Source organism: Streptomyces sp. NPDC048484 (assembly GCF_040651415.1).
In the GTDB taxonomy this organism is placed as follows: Bacteria; Actinomycetota; Actinomycetes; order Streptomycetales; family Streptomycetaceae; genus Streptomyces.
The window spans coordinates 75,220-93,959 of sequence record NZ_JBEZJY010000039.1 but is presented as its reverse complement, the minus strand read 5'-3'; the positions used below and the strand labels follow the sequence as shown (position 1 = coordinate 93,959).

Genomic DNA, 18,740 nt, shown 5'->3' with positions numbered 1-18,740 from the left:
GCTGCTCGGGAGGCTCTGACCAGCTGGTCAGAGCCTCCCGAGCAGCGGGGGAACCTCAGAATGGCCGTCCGGCCTCGGCTGGGGACAGGGACGCATGGCAGGAGGTGCCCGATGGCCAAGGCCAGATACGATGTGAGCGTCGGTGAGTCGGAGTGGGAGCCGCTCGACGACAGTCACCGGCTTTCTGGGCCGCCACCTGAGGTTGCGAGAGCGCTGCCGACGACGGCAGCGCTCACTCTGCCGACTGGGTACCTGGGATGGGAGTCGTTCGAGCATCTCGTGGCCGCGGTCGTACGCGAGGCCGATGGTGCCTTCGAAGCACGTGTCTACGGACGACGTGGCCAGAAACAGCAAGGCATTGATGTGGTCGGCTTTTTTGACGGCGAGAAAGCGCGCGTCTACCAGGCCAAGGACTACAAGAAGTACACCGCCGCCTATCTGGCAATGGCGGTCAAGGATTTCGCCACAGGAACCCGGCCCTTCGAGTCCGAGCATCTCATCGTGATGACGACGGCCGACGTCAGCGACACGAAGATCGACGACGAGCTCCATGCCTTGCGGAAGGCGAACCCGCAGATCACGATCGACCTGTGGGGCAGACAGCAGCTTTCCGACAAACTAGAGAGACATCCACGTATCGTCACCCGCTTCTTCGGCTCGGAGACCGCGCGCGTCGTCTGCAGGGTGCTCGAAAAACCGAACATTACGCCCGAGACAGCTGCTACTGCGTCCGACGCCATGGTCCGGGGACCGGTACAGCATCTCGGCCTGCAACAGGACCTGGAAGCGGCACGTCTGCTGCGTAAGGATCAACCCGCGCAAGCCGCAGGGGATTACCAGCGCCTGGCCGCTGCGCTGGAGGCTGGGGGATTCGTCGCGCACGCGCTGCAGATCCGCCGCGACCAGGCAGCAGCCTTGCACGAAGCCCAGGACACTGCCGCGGCTGTGGCCGTAGACCTTCAGGTCATGGCAGGGGAACTGGAGACCGGCGAACCCGGACTTGCGCTCTCCGTGATCAGTCGTCTGGAGGCAACGGGGGCAGAGGCTCCCGAGCCGCTCGTTCGCGCCATACAGGCACTGGGCGCACTCGCCTCGTACGAGCACGATCATGACACCAGCCTGGACGAAGTCGCTCATGCTGTCGACGCACTCCAGGAGGATGACCCTTCACGTGCTTCAGCGTTCATGATGTTCGCTGAATACGCGGTCGCCGAAGGCCGACTCGACTTCATCACCGACCGTGCCGAGCGGTTCGAAGCCGTAGCTCAGGCGGCTCGTGTCGGCTCTCAGGAACACGCCCGCCTGCGGGCCTGTCTGGCGGACGCCGGTGTCGGGGAACTCTGGGAGGACTTGCAGTACACCCTCCGCACGACCTGGCCGCCCAAGCTGGCCGCACTGCTCATGGCCCGGCACGGTCGGCATCTTGTCCAGCGCCAGAAGGCAACCGCTGCCCTCGCCCGATACACCGACGCCATCGCCCTGGCCACCGAGGAAGGAGCCATCGACGACGTAGTCAACTGGCTCCAGACCCAGACCCTCATCAGCATTCGTTTCGGACTGACCCAGCCCTCCAGTATCAATGAGGGCTATCGCCGAATCCTGACCCTGCGCGCTGCCGGGAACGGCGGCAGCGTCCTGCCCACTGGAGTGCGGGTCAGGGAGAGGGCGCTGTCCCGTATGCAGAAGGGACGGCTCGCCGACGCCGCCCAGGCCGTCGACGCCTACCGCTCGCGCTCCGCCGTAACTGCAGACTGGTCCGGCGAGCAAGAGGCCGAGCATCTTCTCGGAGTCCTGCATCAGAAGGTGGAGCAGCCCGAACAGGGGCTGCTCCACCACCTCGCCGCCGGTGACGTGGACGAGTTGGCGACCACCGCCAAGCTCCTGCCAGAGAAGCCCCTCGATTTCCCGCCGGACGAGAACTTGATCGATTCGGCCAACTGGTACCGGGTGAGCGCCTTCCGCGCGGCGGCAGCGACAGCGGACCTCCTGCCCGACGACCAGGCCCGAGAATGGCTCGACGCAGCCCTAGACGAACTAGAGCTAAACCGCCCGTCCCTGCCCCGCACCGCAAGCGCCGTCCACGCGGCCTTCGCCGCGGTGGCTGCCCTCCTCAGCGCATCCACCCCGGAACAGGCACAACGCTTCCTCTCCCACTCCGGCCCTCTCCTGGATCGCAAGCCCGGCACTCATCGCAGGACCGACCGCGAGCACATGCAGGGCCTGATCGTCATCGCGCACACCCATCCCGATCTGCGCGAGACCGCCATCCGCTCGATGTGCCGGACCCTGCTCTGCGCAGACCACCTCGCCGCATCAATCCTCAACCAAGGCGTGGCCGCCTTGGCTCTCCGACCGGACATCGTGGCCGAACAGTGCACGTCCCCAGCCCGCGAAGGCAACACCAACGTCGCTCTCGCTCTCGTCCTGGTCGAGACCAATATCGCGGAAGCCGCGACGGCGGCCCAAAGCCAGCTGCCGCTTCCTCCTCCGGCCAACGGCTCCGAGGATCACCCGCTCAGGGACCTCAGCACGCTGGCTCTGCTGGCCGCCGCCGTGGGGCCATCCGAACGCGAAGCCTTGTCCGACAGCTTCATCGCTCACGCCCTCCACCACGAAGACGCAGCCTTCCAACGCCGAGACGCCCTGCACGCCCTAGCGACCTTGGCACCACACCTTGATCACGACACACGTGCCCGCCACTTCACGACGGCCATGGAGTTCGCCCGCGGTCACCACGACGGCAGCGCAGATGACGATCTTCCCAACGAACCCTTCGACCGCTTTCGCTTCAACCTCGGTCCGACCACGCTACGACCGGACGGTCTCCTCGCCGCTGCCTGCCTCGCGCGCCCGGGCCAGCAGGCCGCCGACGTCTGTGCGTGCGCACTGGAGATCCTGCAAAACCATGAGGGGGGCAGGCGGACAGTTGTTCGCGCCCTTTTTCAACTGCAGCGCCAAGAAGTGCACTTGGACCCAGCGCTGCTGGCCAGCCACTCGGATCACCTGATCCGCCTTCTGGCGGCAGGACTGTGGTGCGAGGCCGAGACTGCTGACCCCGCCACTGGCGAGGTTCTCGTCCGAGACCGGAACGCGATGGTGCGTCAGTACATGGCCATGCATGCCGACGGGGCTCACTTGCAGGGGCTTCTGAAAGAGGATCCCCGCCGGTCCGTTCGCTCGCGTGTGCACCTTCTCCAGGGCTGAGGGGCTCCTCGCTCCCCGACCGGGTGCTTAGAAGGCGCTCGTTGTGTCCACGGTCCACTTGCTTTGGCCTGCTGTTTTCTGCGTCCCTGACGTAATGTCAGCCATTTTGTGGGACGTATGTGGGATCAGGTAACCCGCGGGACTCGTGGGGCACCAGGGCGTCCCAGTGGCTCGGGCCTGGCCCCTCACACCATCTTCACGCGCTCGAAAGCGATCGCGGAAACAATCGCATCCCTCCCTGGCGTTCTTGATCTTCGAGCGTAGGAGGGGAAGGTGTCGGGCCTGAAGCTGTTCCACACGACGAATAGCGGCGTGACGGAGGTCTTGCCGCGTCTTGCCGATGCCGAGGCGGATGTGCAGAGTCTCGTCGAGGCCAACATGGAAGCACTGCTCGGAGTCCGCTTCCTGGCAACCGAGTACAGCACCGGTCCGGTCCACGGCGGCCGGATCGACTCGCTGGGGATCGACGAGAACGGTGCCCCGGTGGTCGTGGAATTCAAGCGCGCCATCGACCCCGGGGTGATCCATCAGGGGCTCTTCTATCTGAGCTGGCTGATGGACCACCGGAGCGAATACCAGCACCTGGTCCGTGAACGGCTCGGGATCACGGCCGCGGCCCAGGTGCTGTGGAGCGCGCCCAGGCTGATCTGCGTGGCCGGCGACTTCACCCGATACGACGTGCACGCCGTACGGGAGCACCGGCACAGCATCGACCTGGTCCGCTACCGCTACTTCGGCACCGAGCACCTCGGCCTTGAGACGGTAGCTTCGGTCACCGGCCTGGCAGCGGGTCCCGGGGCAGCCCGCCGCCGCACGTCGGAGCGGGTGCGCACGGCGGACGGGGCGATGGCCGAACTGTCTGCGGCCGTCGACGAGGTCCTGCTCGGCCTTGGGGACGGGGTCACCCGGGTGCAGCGCAAGCAGTACCGGGCCTACCAGCGGCTGCGGAACTTTGCCTGCGTCTGCCCGCCGCAGCAGACCAAGCTGCTTGTCTACCTCAAGGTCGATCCGAAACAGGCCGACCTCGTCCCCGGCTTCACTCGGGACGTGACGGGGCTCGGCCACCATGGCACGGGTGACCTGGAGCTGCAGCTGCGTACGGAGCGGGACTTGGAGCGAGCAAGGGACCTGCTGCGCCTCAGTTACGCCGCGGCGTAGACCGGCAAATCCTGGTGTACGGGCTGGGTCGGCGCGGTGGTGGTGCGAGGTGTGCGGTTGTCGGTCAGGGCTCGTAGCGTCGCCTTTCGACGGGGCGGTCAAGGGGTGGCGGTGGACTACCAATGGTGCGGACGATCGCCGGTTTGGCCAACCAGCGATCCGCTGCTATGTTGCGCCGCTTCGGCCTCGGAACGGGCTGTCTCGGGCGGCTGTCCACGCTAGGTTGCGTGCACGAGGCCCTGCGGCATCCTCCGTACGAGGGGCTTCGTGCACGCCGTGACTGGTGAACTTCCGTCGCTCACTGGGCGGTTGGAAGGCCGCTTACGGATTGTCATGAATGACCTCGGCGAGGTGCGTGGGCCTACGAGGCTGGCTCCCGTACGAGGCTGAGACGAGGGGGCCCACCCGTCTGTGTACCAGCGAGGACACCTGGTCTTCGCGCAACGGACGCCACGGATCGTGGCCAACGTCGTCAAACATGCCTGCAGGCCAACAGGGGCCTGCAGTGGAGCAGGTGACAGCCAAACAGCCATGGAACCGGTGACGGCTATCAAGGGGCGAAGCCGGTCCGTAGTGGCGGTGGGCTCTGCCTTCGGCTCCGAGAGGACCCTCGGCCCGCGATGTCAGTGGTGCGTGGTGGGATGTCCGTAGCAACTTTGCCGATGCCTCGGGAGCCGCCCGCATGAGCTTACGTTTGAGGGTCCCTGCGCGTTGCGGGCCGAAGGCGACTTCCAAGGGAGCCCGGCATTCCTCTCTGGTCGCACGGATCAGACTGGAGCAGCGAGCCGTCGAGTTGCGTCTTGGCGAGGTCCGGCGTGGGCGGCTCGTGAGCGATGAGGTCCGGCCGACGAAGCTGGCAGCGGCGACAGAGGTGTGGCGGGAGAACCGTCGGCTCCTCGCGCGCACACTTCCACAGGTCGCCACAGCACGCATCCGGATGAGCCGCGCCGTTTGTTCGGGTCGTTTGCCGTATTTCGTGGCCCTGGGGCGAGATATCGTCTGTGAGCCTCCCCCGCAGGGAATACGACGCCCGGCGTGCCTTCCCGGAGGAAGGCCCAGGCGTGCGCATGCCTGGCGCACCCGAAATAAGGTGACCAGCAGAAACACCACGGCCTTCAGGCCGCCGCCCTTTGACGAACAAGGACACCCCCGACTGATGGCAGTGACCCAGCAGGAGATCGAGAACCGGTTGTGGGACGCCGCCGACGAGCTGCGCGTGGCGATGCCCGAAGCGCAATACTCCTCGGTCGTCTTCCCTCTGATGTTCTGGAAGTACCTGTCGGATACCTGGGAGCACACTCACCAGACCTTCCTCAAGGAGAACGAGGCCCTCGACCTCTCAGCCGAGGAAGCCGACGAGGTCGAGTACAGCAACTACCAGACGTTCAAGATCCCCTTTATCTTCTCTGGGACCGTCGCCGAGAGCCGCGCCTCTTGGTCATCCATCCTCGCCACCGTCGCCCAGCACGGCCTCGGCCAGCGGGTTCGCGCTTCACTCCAGGCCATCGAGTCAGCCAACCCAGACAAATTCTCCCGTCTGTTCGGGTCCATGACCTGGACCTCCGAAGCGGTGCTGCCGGGGGAGGTGCTGGCGTCGGTCTTGCGGACGATGAACCGCGTCCCCAAGATGCACGAGGGAAATATTTCCCACGACGTGCTCGGCGGGGCGTACGAGTACCTGCTGAAGCGGTTCTCCGACGGGTCTGGCATCCGCGCCGGCCAGTTCTTCACCCCGCGTGAGGTTGTGGAACTGATCATCGAGCTGCTGGACCCCAAGAACCATGAGTCGGTGTACGACCCCGCCTGTGGGTCGGGCGGCATGCTCATCGCCTCAGCGAACCTCCTGAAAGCACGCGGAGACCGCGGATACACACTCAGCCTGAACGGGCAGGAAGCGGTAACAGATACCGCGGGTGTGGCCCGCATGAACCTCTTCATGCACAACCTGACCGAGTTCAAGGTCGAGGTCGGCGACACCCTGAGGGACCCGCGCTTCAAGAAGGCAGACGGGTCGGTCAAGCAGTTCGACATGATTGTCGCCAATCCCCCCTACAGCCTTAAGTGGAAACCTTGGACTAATGACCCGCGCGCCATCGGCGGGGTTGCCCCACAGTCGTCGGCGGACTGGGCATTCGTGCAGCACATGATCGCCAGCATGGACCCGCGGAAGGGACGCGCCGGCGTGGTCCTTCCCCACGGTGTCCTCTTCCGAAGCGGCGGCCAGGAGTCGGCCATCCGCAAGCGCGTTGTCGACGACGACCTGCTCGAAGCGGTCATTGGCCTGCCTGCGAACCTCTTCTACTCGACCGCTATCCCCACGGCGATCCTGGTATTCCGTGCACCCCATACCAAGGCCAAAGAGCGGCGGGAAGGTGTGCTGTTCATCGACGCCTCCAACCGGTTCACCAAGGCCAAGAATCGCAACATCCTCACGGATGCTGACATCGCCGACACGGTGGCCGCCTACCACTTGGACTTCAACGGCGATGGCACCCCGGTGGATTCCGAGGGAGAGAACGGCCTCTCTGCGCGATTCGTCCCGATTACCGAGATTTTGGCCAACGGGTACGACCTCAACATCGGCCGCTACATCAAACAGACCGCCGCCGAGCAAGAGGATCTCGGCACCCTCATCGACGCCTACAACATCGCCCGAGCCGAGCGCCAAAAGACCGAACAGCGCATGCTCGCGGTCCTCTCTGCCGCCGGTATCGAGGGCTTCGATGAGTGATTGGCAGCAGATCAGCTTCGGTGACCTGGGGACTCCTGTGCGCCGCAAGGCACCCGTTCCGCCGCAGGGATCGAGGGCTTCAATGACTGACAGCTATCCGCTTCGTCCTCTTGGGGAAGTGATGCGCCTCGACATCCAGCGCACGCCGATGCAGCCTACAACTACCTACCGTCTGGCCGGGGTCCTGAATGCGGGAAAGGGGGTAATCGCTAAAGGCGAACTCGACGGCGGAGATACAGAGTACACGGCAATGAACGTGCTGCACGCTGACCAGGTCGTGATGCGAAAGCTGACCGCGTGGGAGGGCCCGATCACCGTAGTACCTGCCGAGTTCGACGGGTTCGTCGTCAGCAACGAGTTCCCGACGTTCACGCTTGGCCCAGAAATAATGCCCGACTGGATGAGGCATGTCTGTGGCTCACCGCGACTGTGGGCAGAGATGAAGAACCGAGTGAGCGGGACAGTTCAACGACGCAAGCGTCTCAACCCAGAGCAGCTCTTGCAGATTCAACTGCCGATCCCGCCCCGTGAGGTACAAGCGCGGATCGTGGAGATGCTCGACGCGGTGGACGACCAGGTCACCGCACTCGTCGGTGAGACTTTGGCCGCGGTGCGAGTGCAGTGCAGACTGCTGGATGAGTTCACGAGCACAGCTACCAGCAATGCGAAACTGCTCGGGGACCTTTGCCCCGTAATCGGATCAGGGCCGTCTTGGGCGGCCAAGGATGAGTCTTCGGTCCTGTCAGAGGAAGCACTGACAGTCCTGAAAATCACCAACACGAGGCCCGACGGGTCCATCGACCTGAGCGAGCTGGCCTATGTGGCGGGGCTACCGGCGCGCACCAAGGTCATCGGCCCGACGTCCCTAGTAATGATCCGTACAAACGGAAACCGAAAGCGGATCGGCAATGTCTACCTGCCGCCCGAGGAAGTACACGCTGCGGCGGTATCGGCCTTCCAATTCATCCTCGACGCTCTCGACATCGAGACACGTGACTACCTCTACCTCGTGCTTCGGAGCCCGAGGATCCAACACCAGATGAGCGAGTCCGCCAGTGGCAGTACCGGCCTCGGCAACCTCGCCGTCCGGTGGCTAAAGACTCTCGAAATTCCCTGGCCCAACGCCGAGACACGCAAGATCCAGATGGAAGCGGTGCAGGCCATCGACGCCAAGATCGCCGCAGCCCGTGCGGAGGCCGGTCGTCTCCGTCAGGTCCGGGCGGGGCTGCTGTCGGGGCTCCTGGACCGGACCATCGACTTCGAGTACGCCGAGTTGTTGGAGGTCTAGCCGTGGCAAAGGGCATTCGTGAGCGCGAGTTCCAGAACTCGATGATCCAGTGGTCCCTTCCGATGGGGTGGGGCTTCAAAGCGGGCAGGTCGCTGCCGCGTGAGACGACACAGACGGTGCTCGCCAGCCAGCTGCGGGACGCCATCGTCCGGCTCAACCCTGAGGTGATCGACGGGTTCGACATGGACGCCGTGGTCGAGGAGATCATCGCTGTGGTCAACGCCGTCGACGGCGGGCTGGTGCGAGCCAACGAGCAGGTGCTGGAACTGCTGCGCGGGCACAAAGAGTTCCGACGCGCCGACGGCGTGTGGCACGCCTTGAAGGTCATCGATTTCGAGCACCCGACCACCAACACCCTGGTCGTGTCGGACGAGGTGACCATAACCATCCCCGGCAAGACCCCCCGCCGGTTCGACCTCGTGTACTGGGCCAATGGCCTGCCCCTCGTTGTTGTAGAGGTGAAGTCACCGACCGCCAAGTCCGGGTGGGCCGACGCCGCACGCGAGATCAACAACGTGTACGCCACCGAATACCCGTGGTTCTTCACCCCCAATGTCTTCGCTGTCGCCTCCGACGGGCTGAAGCTGCGATTCGGTGCCGCTGGTGCGCCCCTGAACCTGTGGCAGCCGTTCCGATCCACTGACGACGACGAGAACCTGTCCGGGCGGGCCGACGTCCAGCGCTCCGTCGAACTGCTGCTCAACCCGGCCACGATCCTGGACATGCTCGCCAACTTCACCCTGTTCGACACCTCTGGAGGCGGGGCGGACAAGAAGTACCTGCCCCGCTACCCGCAGATGGAGGCCGCCCATCTGATCCACAGGCGGGTCCTGGCCGACGGCAAGAAAGGTCTGGTCTGGCACCACCAAGGCAGCGGGAAGACGCTGCTGATGGTGTTCGCTGCTTCGCTGCTACTGGCTGACACCCGCGCCGAGTCGCCCACAATCATCCTGCTCTCGGACCGAACCCAGCTCGTGCGGCAAACCTCCGGGGTGTTCACCTCTGCGATGGGCGACGCCTACTTCCACCAGCCCTCCACCAGCAAGGAGTTGCGTTCTCTGCTGGCTGACGATGTGCGCGGCGTCATCTCCACGACTGTCCACAAGTTCGCGGACGCCGGCAAGAACCTGTCGACCCGCCGCAACATCATCGTGCTTGTCGATGAGGCACACCGCACCCAGTCGTCCGAGGAGGAGTCCCTGGCGGGGCAGATGCGCGCAGCGTTGCCGCACGCGAAGTTCTTCGGCATGACCGGCACACCCGTCAGGAACCTCGCCACTAACACCTTCGCCCTCTTCGGTGAGGAGTCCGACCCGGACAGGGTGCTGCACCGGTATTCGGTGTCCCGGTCTCTTCAGGACGAGGCAACCGTCCCGGTCATGCTGGACCCGCACCCGGTCACCTTCGAGATGAACGACCGGGCGCTACAGGCCGAGTTCGACCAGTTCGCCGACGAATTCGACCTCGATGACCCTGACCGTGAAACCTTGTCCCGCAAGTTCGGGCGCCTCACCTCGGTGTTCGCCAACCCCCAACGCATCCACACGGTCTGCCAGGACATCGTGGACCACTACCTGGCCGGCACCTACCGCAACGGCCTCAAGGCGCAGGTCGTCGCCTACAACCGTGAGCTGGCCGTGGCATACACGAAGAAGATCAACGAGCTGCTGGCGGGCTTCGAGGCGGCGCAGGTACTCGCCGAGGTCGGCAAGCACGATCGGATCACCGCAGAGGTGAATATCCACGTCTCGGACGCCAAGACCGAGGAAGCGGCCATGCGGCCGTACCGGCTCTCCGAGGTCGACGAGGAGGACCAGAAGCGGCGATTCCTCACCCCGGATGACCCGCTGTGCTTCCTGGTCGTGACGGCCAAGCTGATGACCGGGTTCGACGCCCCCAACGAGGGCGTCCTCTACCTGGACAAGCCAATGAAGGCTCACAACCTGTTCCAGACGATCACCCGCCCGAACCGCACCTGGGTGTCCCCGGCAGGATTCGTGAAGACCACCGGCGTGGTCGTGGACTACATCAGCCTGGCCGAAGAGGTCCAGCGTGCCGTCGTCGACCCCACCTCGGAGGGGTCCGCCGGCAAGGGCGGCGGGTTCGTCACCGACCTGACCGACCTGGTCGCCGAGTTCCGCACCACCTTCGCCCGCATCGAAGACCTCCTTGCAGATGTGGACGGCCTCGATCTCACGGCCCACGGATATGAGTCCGTACGTGTCATCAACGGCTTCCTGGACGCCAACCCTGCCGCCGCCGAGGTCTTCAGCAAGAACTACCGGCTTCTGGCCCGCCTGTACCCGCTCATCAACACGGACAAGCGAGTCGCCAAGTACCAGGAGGGGTTCGGGCTCTTCGGGTCTGCCTACACGACCCTGTTTAAGAAGTCTTCCGACGAGGAAAGGAAGGAGCGACTGGGCGAGCTGGGGCCGATGGTCCTGGAGATAATCAACGCCCACGTCCACTCCTTCTCGGTGGCCGCCTCCCAGGAAGAAGCCCTCGTCCTGGATGCCCAGGGCATCACGATCCTCAAGGAGTTGCTGGCCCTCGTCCGTCCCAAGCCCGACAAGGACGACAGCGAGGACAAGAGGCCGCCGTCTGCGGCGGAGATCCTCGACCACATCAAGGCGGCCCTCGAGAAGGGCGTCGAACCGGGGTCCGCGAAGTACACCGCGCTGGCAGAGCGGATCAGGCAGCTGCGGGACCGGATCATCCAGAACGCCCAGGACGCCCTGGAGTTCCTGGCCGAAGCACTCCGGGTCGCCCGAGCCATCGTGAACGCCGAGAAGCACCCCGACGAAGCCGTCGTACTGGACGACGACCACGTGGGTGTCCTGTCGCGGATCATCCACGACCACGCGCCGCCCGGCCTCACCGTCACGGAGCAGAACCTGGCCGAGGAAATCGACCAGGTGGTCAAGCGCACCCTCGCCCAGTCATGGGACAACGCCGAGGCCCGCAACCGCGGCGTCCGCCGTGCAACCGCCGCAGTCTTCCGCCGATACATGTTGAAGCCGGTGGGGGAGCCCTATGGCTCCACCGTCGCCTACGTCGAAGCCCACTACCTCGTCGACTGATGTGCGCACTGAGGCCCGGCAACCTGTGGCGGTTGCCGGGCTTCGTCGCGCTGCCCTGCCCTGATCTGTCCACCTGAGTCACGCCATTTTCGTCATCACTCCAGCTGGCGTGGCTACATCAGGGGCTGGAGGGGTTGTGGCGTCGTACACGGTGACGCGGGACGCCGGCTTGCGACATCCAGCTCAGATGAGACGCAGCACGCCTTCGACGATGGCGGATTCCTGTTCGACGGCGTAGCCGCGGTCGAGGCAACTCTGGGCGAGTGCACCAGCTGGACCTGTTTGGGCCGTCTTCAACGCTTCCCAGACGGGACTGTCCGGCGCCCATGGCCTCTGTGGCGCATGGGCAGTGGCGCCGACGTCGCAGATCACGCTCCTGGTCTGGTCTGCGGGCAACAGGCTCTGATAGATGGCGGTGGCGATGCGGATGCCGCCGAGATCCGCGTCGGGAGCTATGACGATCTTGTCGGCAGTGGCTGCGAGGCCGGCGATGCGATCGAGGACGGCCGCGCTGGGCATGCCCCCGCAGTACGCGATGCCGACGTCGCTGCTCGTGACACTCCCGTTGAGGGCGTCGCACAGCGTCTCGGCGGCCTGCAGGTTCTCGACGATGACAAGGCGGGCGCCGGTCAGGACCAGGCGGAGGTCGGTCTGTTCGGCGCGGAGGAGCAGAGGCCCCCGAAGTCGGGTCAGGGGCAGGCTATGTCCCGCGGTCTGCAGGGCGATGGCTCCTCCGGCTCCGATGCGGCTGTCGCGCTGGAGTCCGATGCCGGTAGCCACAGCGCGGGTGACACCGCAGTGTTGGAGTATGGGGCGAGCGTCGTCCCAGGTTTTTGTGTGGCCCGTGTGCGCTTGAGAGAAGGCCCGGGCATTGGGATGGACGGTGCCTTCGCACAGGTCGCGGGCGACTGCGATCAATATGCGTGAGCGCTTCGGCGCGGGTGCAGGTCGGTCCAGCTCTGCTTGCAGCGCGGAGCGCAGGCTCTCCACAGCCATTTCGGTGAGCCCCTTCATCGTGGGGATGGGGGTGCTTGCTCCACTCAGATGAGAGTGCAGCGCATCAAGAGCATCTTGGATGCCGGTGCGGAGCTGATCGCGTGTGATGGTCTGCCGTTTTGCGTACTGTGCGGCTGCCCGGGTGGCGAGGTCGGTGCGGTACCAGCGGATGGGAGCCCCGAGGGCCATCTCGGAGGCGGTGACGTTGCAGCGCAGCACGACCGCCCCGGCGCGGGTGAGCATGATGGCGGTGGCCCAGGCGCGACCGCCGTAGCGCTGCTGTACGGCACGCCATTCGCGGTGCGCGGCGTTGAGAACGAAGGCCCGGTCACCGGTGCGGGCGAGGGCCGGGATGGCGTCGGGGACGATGTGTTCCTGCGGCGTGGTCGCGGTGAGGTCTACCTGGGAGTAGTGGGGCATGCCAGTCGGGCGTGCGTTGACGAGGTGTTTGGTTCCGTCGGTGGCATGGCGTGTGCGTACGACGGCGTGTGCGGTGAGCCCTTGGGGGAGGTCCTTGAGGGGGACGGTGGGACCGGTGGGCTGCATCGTCTACCACCAGGTGCGTCCGGCCAGCAGAACCTCCATGGTCAGCTCGACGCGCTCGCCGTTGGCGTCGTAGCCGAACATCCGGGTGGGTGCGTTGAGGGCTTCCGTGTGGCTGGGGTAGTTGAAGTAGAGGAGTTCACCGCTGTGTTCGGTGGCGTCGTCCAGGAGGGACTCCTGGCAGGTGCCCAGGACGGTGATGCCGTTGCCCTGGGCGCTGGCGGCAAGGGCGCCGAGGACCTCGCGGCGGTGGTGGGAGCCGAGCGAGTCGCCCAGTTCGTCGAGGATGAGCAGGCGCCCACGAGGGTGCGGGGAGGCGAGCAGCGAGGCCAGGACCAGGTGGATGGAGAACAGCTTCTCCTGGGCCGAGTTGGTGATGTTGTCGTAGGGCAGCATCGGGCCGTGTGGGGTGCGTCGCCAGTATGGGGTGACTTCGCACCTCCACATGTCCTGCAGCGTTGGGGGCGGAGTGAGCGTCCGGCGCAGTTCGGCACCGTACAGTCCGGCGTCCCGGTTGAGCGTGACGAGGGCGTCTTCTATGTCGCCCAGGGCCTGTTCGAGCCGCAGGGCGATACTGCCCTGCATGGTGCGCAGGCTCTCTCGTAGGTCGCCGGCCTTCTGCTCACCGAAGGCGATTCTGCTGGCCCGTTGGGCGCGTTCTTCGGCGATGCGGTTCGCGGCCGAGACGTCGGACTCGGCGAATCGGTCTAGCCAGTCCTTCAGGGCACGGACGGGCGCTTCGAACGCGGTGGCATCGGCGAAGCGGCGGCCTCCGGCGTCATCGGCGAGGTTGTTGCGGAGCCGGACCGCGTCCTTGAGTGCGCCGGTCGGGGCGCCGGCGCCGGTGTCGACGTCGATGCCGATCGCTTCGAGGGCTCGTTCGAGATGGCGGCCCGCGCGCTGGCGCAGAGTGTTCTCACTGCGGCGTTCCGGCTGGACCTGTGGGCGATCCGAGGTGGCCGGTGGGGCGGTGGGCCAGCGCAGGGCGCGCAGGGCGGCTTCGCGGTTGCCGCCGTGTTCTTGCCAGTAGCTGATGTCGAGGTCGTCGATCTGCTGTTGGACAGTTGCATGCTGTTCGGCGGCTTGTGCTTCAGCGGCCAGCGCCGTGTCGATGGCGGCTTGCGCCTGGGCGTGCTGGAGGGCGAGGGTCTTGTGGGCGACGAGGGTGTCTTGGAAGGCGGCTTGTGCCGCGTCCCTGTCCTGCTGGCGCGTGGCGGTCACCTGGTGGAGGGCGGCGAGTTCGTCTTCCAGCGCGGGGCGCTGGGACCGCAGGCGCGCGGCGAGTGCCGCTGCTTCCAGGCGGCGGACGAGATCGGCGCTCTGTGCTTCGGTTTCCATGGCCTGATCACGCTGCCGCTGGGCCTGGCCGAGGTCGTGCTCGGCTTGGTCCAGTGCGGCGCGCAGGCGGGTCAGGAGGGAGGCGCGCCCGGTGAGCGGCTCAGGGTATCCGCCCAGTACGTACAGGCCGAGAGCGTTGTCGACCGCGGTGTCCGGGGCGTGTTCCAGGTGCATGCGTGCGGCCAGGGTGTCCAGGAATCCTTGGACGGGATCGTGGCCGTGGTGGTCCGTGTCGGGTACCGCGATGAGGACTGCGCCGGGCTGGCCGACCAGGGCCGCCCGGGCGGTATCGACGGAGGACGTCGCGATGCACACGGCGTCGCGGTACAGCGCCAGCCGGGGCTCCCAGGCGGCGCGTTCCTCGGGAGCGAGCGTGAGTCCGTCGAGCAGTCCGGTGGCGTGGATGCCGGCTTCGCTCAGGGTGCTGATCGTCTGGCCGGCGGTGCCGTAGCGGCCCTCGTTGGCGCGGGCGAGGTCGTCTTGGGCGTTCTGGCGCAGAGTGGTGGCCTGCGTCAGGTGGCCTTCGCAGGTGATGGTGTGCTGGTGGGCCTGTTGGGCGTCGAGGCGGGCGTCGTCGAGGTCCCCGTGGACTCCCGCCGCGGCATCTTCGGCGTCCTGGAGGGCTTGATCGTGTGCGGCCAGGCGGTGGCGGGCGCCGCTCTCGTCGTCCCGGGCCTGGGTGAGGTGTTGCTCGGCGCGCTCTTTGGCCTGCGCCGCCTCGTCGTGTCGACGGGCCAGGCGCTCGGGGTCGTCGAGGGCGCGTTGAGCGGCTTGGGTTGCTTCCCGGTCATCTTGGGCGCGTGCCCGTGCCTCTTCTTGTTCGCCCAGTGTGGCCTGAAGTTGTTCGGTGCGGTCCAGGGCGTCGAGCAGCCCACGGGCGTAGTGCAGGGCCCACATGTCCTGGGCTCGGACGAGTTCCTCTCGGGCGCTGATGCGCTGGATGACGGTGTGCAGGGCCCGCTCCTCGGCCGCGTAGCTGGTGATGTCCTCGTTCTGGCTGGTCTGCAGCTCGCGTTCTGCTTGGCTCAGGTCGTGGCGCAAGGACGCGTCGGTGTCCAGGAGAGTGGCGCGGCCGGTGAGGTCGATGAGCGCGGTGCCGATGCCGGCGGAGGTGAACAGGCCGGTGTCGAGCTTGAGGAGGGACGGGCCTCCGCGTCGTTTGCCCCGGGAGGTCAGGAACGCGAGGCAACGGGGAACGGGCCCGTAGAGGGCCGCCGCGTACTGGGTGGCTCCCAGCGCGGATGCGGACGGCAATGCGCGGTAGATCTTGGCGGCCTGGTCATGGCGTTCGATGTCGTCCTGGGCTGTGGCCAGATGGATGCCCGGGGTGTGCCGCACCTCGACGTAGGTCGGGGTGGCGGACAACTTCAGCCACACGGTGTGGGCGCTGGCGGGGACATCGTCCGGGTCGGCGAAGAGGCCGGCGATGTAGCCGGTGGTCGCGGGCGCATAGCCCTGGGCGCCGATCCCTGCGGTCTGCGGTTCGAAAAGCAGGTCCGCCACCGACGCCGGACCGCTGCTGTGCATCCGCCATTCCGGATCGCCCAGCAGCAACGAGACGGCGGCCAGCCAGCTGGTCTTGCCGGATTCGTTCGAATCCGTGGGCCCCTTGCCGGAGACGGCGATGAAGCAGCTGGGGATGAGAGCGACCGCGGCCGAGGGGTGCCGGGCGATGTCGAAGGTCTGGACGCACAAGAGTTGCCGCTCCCCGATGATCCCGAGGCTGATCGGTACCTCTTCGGGGGGCTGCGTCTCCTGCGGTTCGGTGGCAGTGCTCATGGTGCGATCTCCCGTGGCGCGGAGGAGAGTCCGGGCGGTGTCTGCTCCTGGCGGCGCTGGCGGATGGCCCGGGCGTACATCGAGTCGGGCTGGGTGACCAGGACCAAGTCCTCCCACAGCCGGGCCGACTGTGCATCCGTCAGCCGCAGCAGCGCCGGGCCCGGCAGCAGGGCGCGGTGAAAGCCTTCCCGCAGCAGGCGGCGTGCCTTGAGACGGCGTACCGCCGGGCGCAGCTGCTCGTAGGTGAAGTAGGGGTTGGCATACAGCTCCTCGACGCTGGTGCCGCGCCCGTCTGCGAGCCAGGTCGCCGACCCGTGAACGCCACGGGCGCGGGGGGCTGCGACCGTGCGCAGCAGGACCAGTACCAGCACCGCCCGGTCCAAGGGCGGCAGGACCCCGATGCCGTCGGCGGCCAGGCGGTCGCCCACGGTGTCGTCGTAGCCGCTGGTGAAGCCGGACATTCCATGGTGCTCGCGGACCAGCAGGACGCGGCCGAGGCCGGCCAGACGCCGGACGACAATCGCCCGCAGCGCATCGGTCTGCAGGGCGGGAAACGCTTCGCCGGGCACCAGCCCGTCGGCGGTCTCCAAGGCCGCGAGAGCGGACTGGACGTGGGCCTCGTCGACGTCGGAGAGCGGTATCTCACTCATCGTCGTCTCTCTGCTGCCCCGGCGGGGCCTGGCGGGTGCCCGGGAGCTGGTCGTGAAAGCGCCGCATGGTTTCGGCGAAGGTGTCGGGCAGAGCGGCCACCGCCGGCCCCAGCCGCAGCTGTTGTCCCTCGCGGACGATCAGCAGCAGCAACTGCAGCTCTCCGTCGAGGGCGGCCTTGGCGAACTTCACGTCCAGCCCGATGTCCCCGGCCGCGTCCAAGATGTCCGCGCGCGCGAACGGGCGGCCAGGGTAGGGAGGCCAGTCCAGGTCGGGCCACGCCCGGGCCAGGCACAAGGCGAAGGTGATCATCTGGGTGGGAGTGAGCCGGGCGACGGGGTAGGTGCCAAGTTCCTCGGGAACCGGCGCCTGCGACCAGCCCAGCACGAGTGCACGGCCCAACGGGCCCGGACGGCCGCCCGAACTGGAAGTGGTGGGCCCCGGGCAGTCGCATTCCACGAGGCTGCGCCCTGCGATCCGGGCCGTCTCATCGGCCTCGGCCAGCAGCCCGGGCGGCAGGCTCCCGGGGGCGAGCGCGGCTCGGGCGGCGGCCAGGATCAGGGGCACATCAGGGTTTTTCATCGCCGCGCTCGCTTGCCACCAGGTCCTCCGGCGTAGTGGCCGCAGGACGTTCTGTGCGGTGGACCGTGACCGGATGCAGGTACGTCACCCACGCCTCACGGTCGACGATGAGCTGGGAGCCGATCTCCAGCCGGTAAGGAGCATGGGGGTCGGCGTCTAGCATGATCAGATCCGTCAGGAGCCGGACGGCCCGCGGCCACCGAGACCGCCGCAACTCCTCCGTCACCTCGACGCGGTCGCGCTCCAAAAGCATGCGATCGGCAGCCCGTTCGCGACGCGCCCGTTCCCGCACCCCTCGCTCGACCACCGCTGCAAACGGATCCCGCTCCGGCGACCCCTTGGGCATCGGCGGCCGGTAGCGCACCCGGTGGCGCGGTGCGAACGCATCCACAGCGTCCACCACAGCCCCCGCGTCCACCCACACCTGCGGTGCATCCACCACCAGCGTGGCGCCGGCCTCCGCGAGCCGTTCCGGTGGGGCATCGCGGGCCGCCTCCAGGTACTCCTCGGCCGACAGGACATCGAAGTCCAGGGCAACCCCGGCACGGTCCAGCACCCGCAGCAGCGCCTGCGCGACCCAGTGGCCGTACCGCTGTTCGGCCTCGACCATGGCCACGGCCTTGTGGGCGAGGTCGATGTCCTTGGGGAAGTGCCGGTTCACGTCCCGGTTCAGGCAAAGGACACGCTGGTCCAGGTCCTGGTGGTTGTACTGCCGCTGGTCCTCGATCAGCTCCTTCAGCGAGCCGTCCAGGACCAGCGCCTCGAGCTGAACCGCGAACGTCGCAAACACCCACTGGCAGAAAATGATGTTGCGGGCGACCGCATCCCGGTCAGGATGCTCGCGGTCGAGGAGTTCCTGGGTCCGGTCCAGCAGGCCGATCAACTCGTCGATGCCGCCGTGGCTCTCCAGCCGGTCGCAGATCATCAGGAAGACGGTGCCCAGCGGATGAAAGGAGTGCCGCAACTGGTGCTTCTTGGACCGGTAGGGGCGGATCAGCTGCTCGCTCTCGAAGACCTGCCAGCGTGACTCGAACATCTCCACCGCATAGGCGGGCCGGGCATGTTGTGTGATCCACTCCCACACCTGCGTCTTCGTCGCCCCGCCCTGGGAGCTGTGGGCGGCGAACGCCTCCGCGATGTCGCGGGTGATCCGCAGATGCAGACCATCGGTGACGGTCGCTCCGCTGTGCCGTGCCGCCGCCGCGACGAACGTCTGCAAGTTGCTCGACCGCTTGGCGTCGCTCAGCTGCCGATCAACGTCATCACCCGGGTCCTCGTCTCGGAACGTCACCGCCGCGCCCCCTTCTCGTTCTGCAGGAAGGGCTTGCGAACCATCATCCCCCCGGCCCGCAAGGCTTGCCAGTTAGGGCCAGATATGCAAAGGCAGCCTTGC

10 protein-coding genes are annotated in these 18,740 nt (G+C 66.6%); 5 read left to right on the top strand and 5 right to left on the bottom strand.

The window, feature by feature from the left end; all coding sequences use genetic code 11:
- The first annotated feature begins 111 nt into the window (after positions 1–111).
- The 5 genes from AB0D14_RS32940 (at position 112) to AB0D14_RS32920 (ending at position 11,461) form a co-directional block, all read left to right on the top strand.
- Positions 112–3,204: a hypothetical protein gene (locus AB0D14_RS32940; RefSeq protein WP_362786429.1), complete on the top strand. Its 3,093-nt coding sequence runs from the start codon at positions 112–114 to the stop codon at positions 3,202–3,204.
- 273 nt (positions 3,205–3,477) lie between these two features.
- Positions 3,478–4,362, top strand: a complete 885-nt coding sequence (locus AB0D14_RS32935) for a DUF5655 domain-containing protein (protein WP_362786427.1) — start codon at positions 3,478–3,480, stop codon at positions 4,360–4,362.
- A 1,156-nt stretch (positions 4,363–5,518) separates the two neighbouring features.
- A complete protein-coding gene (locus tag AB0D14_RS32930) occupies positions 5,519–7,093 on the top strand; it encodes an N-6 DNA methylase (RefSeq protein WP_362786426.1) in 1,575 nt (524 codons plus the stop codon).
- Entirely contained in the window at positions 7,086–8,381 is a 1,296-nt protein-coding gene (locus AB0D14_RS32925) for a restriction endonuclease subunit S (RefSeq protein WP_362786424.1), read from the top strand. Before AB0D14_RS32930 ends, AB0D14_RS32925 begins: the two co-directional genes overlap by 8 nt.
- 2 nt (positions 8,382–8,383) lie before the next feature.
- A complete protein-coding gene (locus AB0D14_RS32920; protein ID WP_362786422.1) occupies positions 8,384–11,461 on the top strand; it encodes an HsdR family type I site-specific deoxyribonuclease in 3,078 nt (1,025 codons plus the stop codon).
- A gap of 183 nt (positions 11,462–11,644) precedes the next feature.
- Here AB0D14_RS32920 and AB0D14_RS32915 read toward each other — a convergent pair whose 3' ends face one another.
- Genes AB0D14_RS32915 through AB0D14_RS32895 form a run of 5 tightly spaced genes read right to left on the bottom strand, consistent with a single transcriptional unit; the run spans position 11,645 to position 18,638 of the window.
- On the bottom strand, positions 11,645–13,003 hold the full coding sequence (locus tag AB0D14_RS32915; RefSeq protein WP_362786421.1) for a DUF2399 domain-containing protein: 1,359 nt from the start codon (positions 13,001–13,003) through the stop codon (positions 11,645–11,647).
- 3 nt (positions 13,004–13,006) lie between these two features.
- Positions 13,007–16,117, bottom strand: a complete 3,111-nt coding sequence (locus tag AB0D14_RS32910; protein WP_362786420.1) for a hypothetical protein — start codon at positions 16,115–16,117, stop codon at positions 13,007–13,009.
- The gene (locus tag AB0D14_RS32905) at positions 16,114–16,767 is read right to left on the bottom strand and encodes a hypothetical protein (RefSeq protein ID WP_362786419.1); all 654 of its coding nucleotides are present in this window, start codon (positions 16,765–16,767) and stop codon (positions 16,114–16,116) included. The genes AB0D14_RS32910 and AB0D14_RS32905 overlap by 4 nt, the downstream gene beginning before the upstream one ends.
- Positions 16,760–17,347: a hypothetical protein gene (locus AB0D14_RS32900; protein ID WP_362786417.1), complete on the bottom strand. Its 588-nt coding sequence runs from the start codon at positions 17,345–17,347 to the stop codon at positions 16,760–16,762. Before AB0D14_RS32900 ends, AB0D14_RS32905 begins: the two co-directional genes overlap by 8 nt.
- A complete protein-coding gene (locus AB0D14_RS32895) occupies positions 17,334–18,638 on the bottom strand; it encodes a hypothetical protein (RefSeq protein ID WP_362786415.1) in 1,305 nt (434 codons plus the stop codon). Before AB0D14_RS32895 ends, AB0D14_RS32900 begins: the two co-directional genes overlap by 14 nt.
- Positions 18,639–18,740 lie beyond the last annotated feature (102 nt).

Excerpts from the sequence above, each read along its gene's own strand:
- AB0D14_RS32905 (WP_362786419.1), bottom strand. The coding sequence starts at position 16,767 with ATGAGTGAGATACCGCTCTCCGACGTCGACGAGGCCCACGTCCAGTCC.
- AB0D14_RS32900 (WP_362786417.1), bottom strand. The coding sequence starts at position 17,347 with ATGAAAAACCCTGATGTGCCCCTGATCCTGGCCGCCGCCCGAGCCGCG.
- AB0D14_RS32915 (WP_362786421.1), bottom strand. The coding sequence starts at position 13,003 with ATGCAGCCCACCGGTCCCACCGTCCCCCTCAAGGACCTCCCCCAAGGG.
- AB0D14_RS32925 (WP_362786424.1), top strand. The coding sequence starts at position 7,086 with ATGAGTGATTGGCAGCAGATCAGCTTCGGTGACCTGGGGACTCCTGTG.
- AB0D14_RS32940 (WP_362786429.1), top strand. The coding sequence starts at position 112 with ATGGCCAAGGCCAGATACGATGTGAGCGTCGGTGAGTCGGAGTGGGAG.
- AB0D14_RS32930 (WP_362786426.1), top strand. The coding sequence starts at position 5,519 with ATGGCAGTGACCCAGCAGGAGATCGAGAACCGGTTGTGGGACGCCGCC.
- AB0D14_RS32910 (WP_362786420.1), bottom strand. The coding sequence starts at position 16,117 with ATGAGCACTGCCACCGAACCGCAGGAGACGCAGCCCCCCGAAGAGGTA.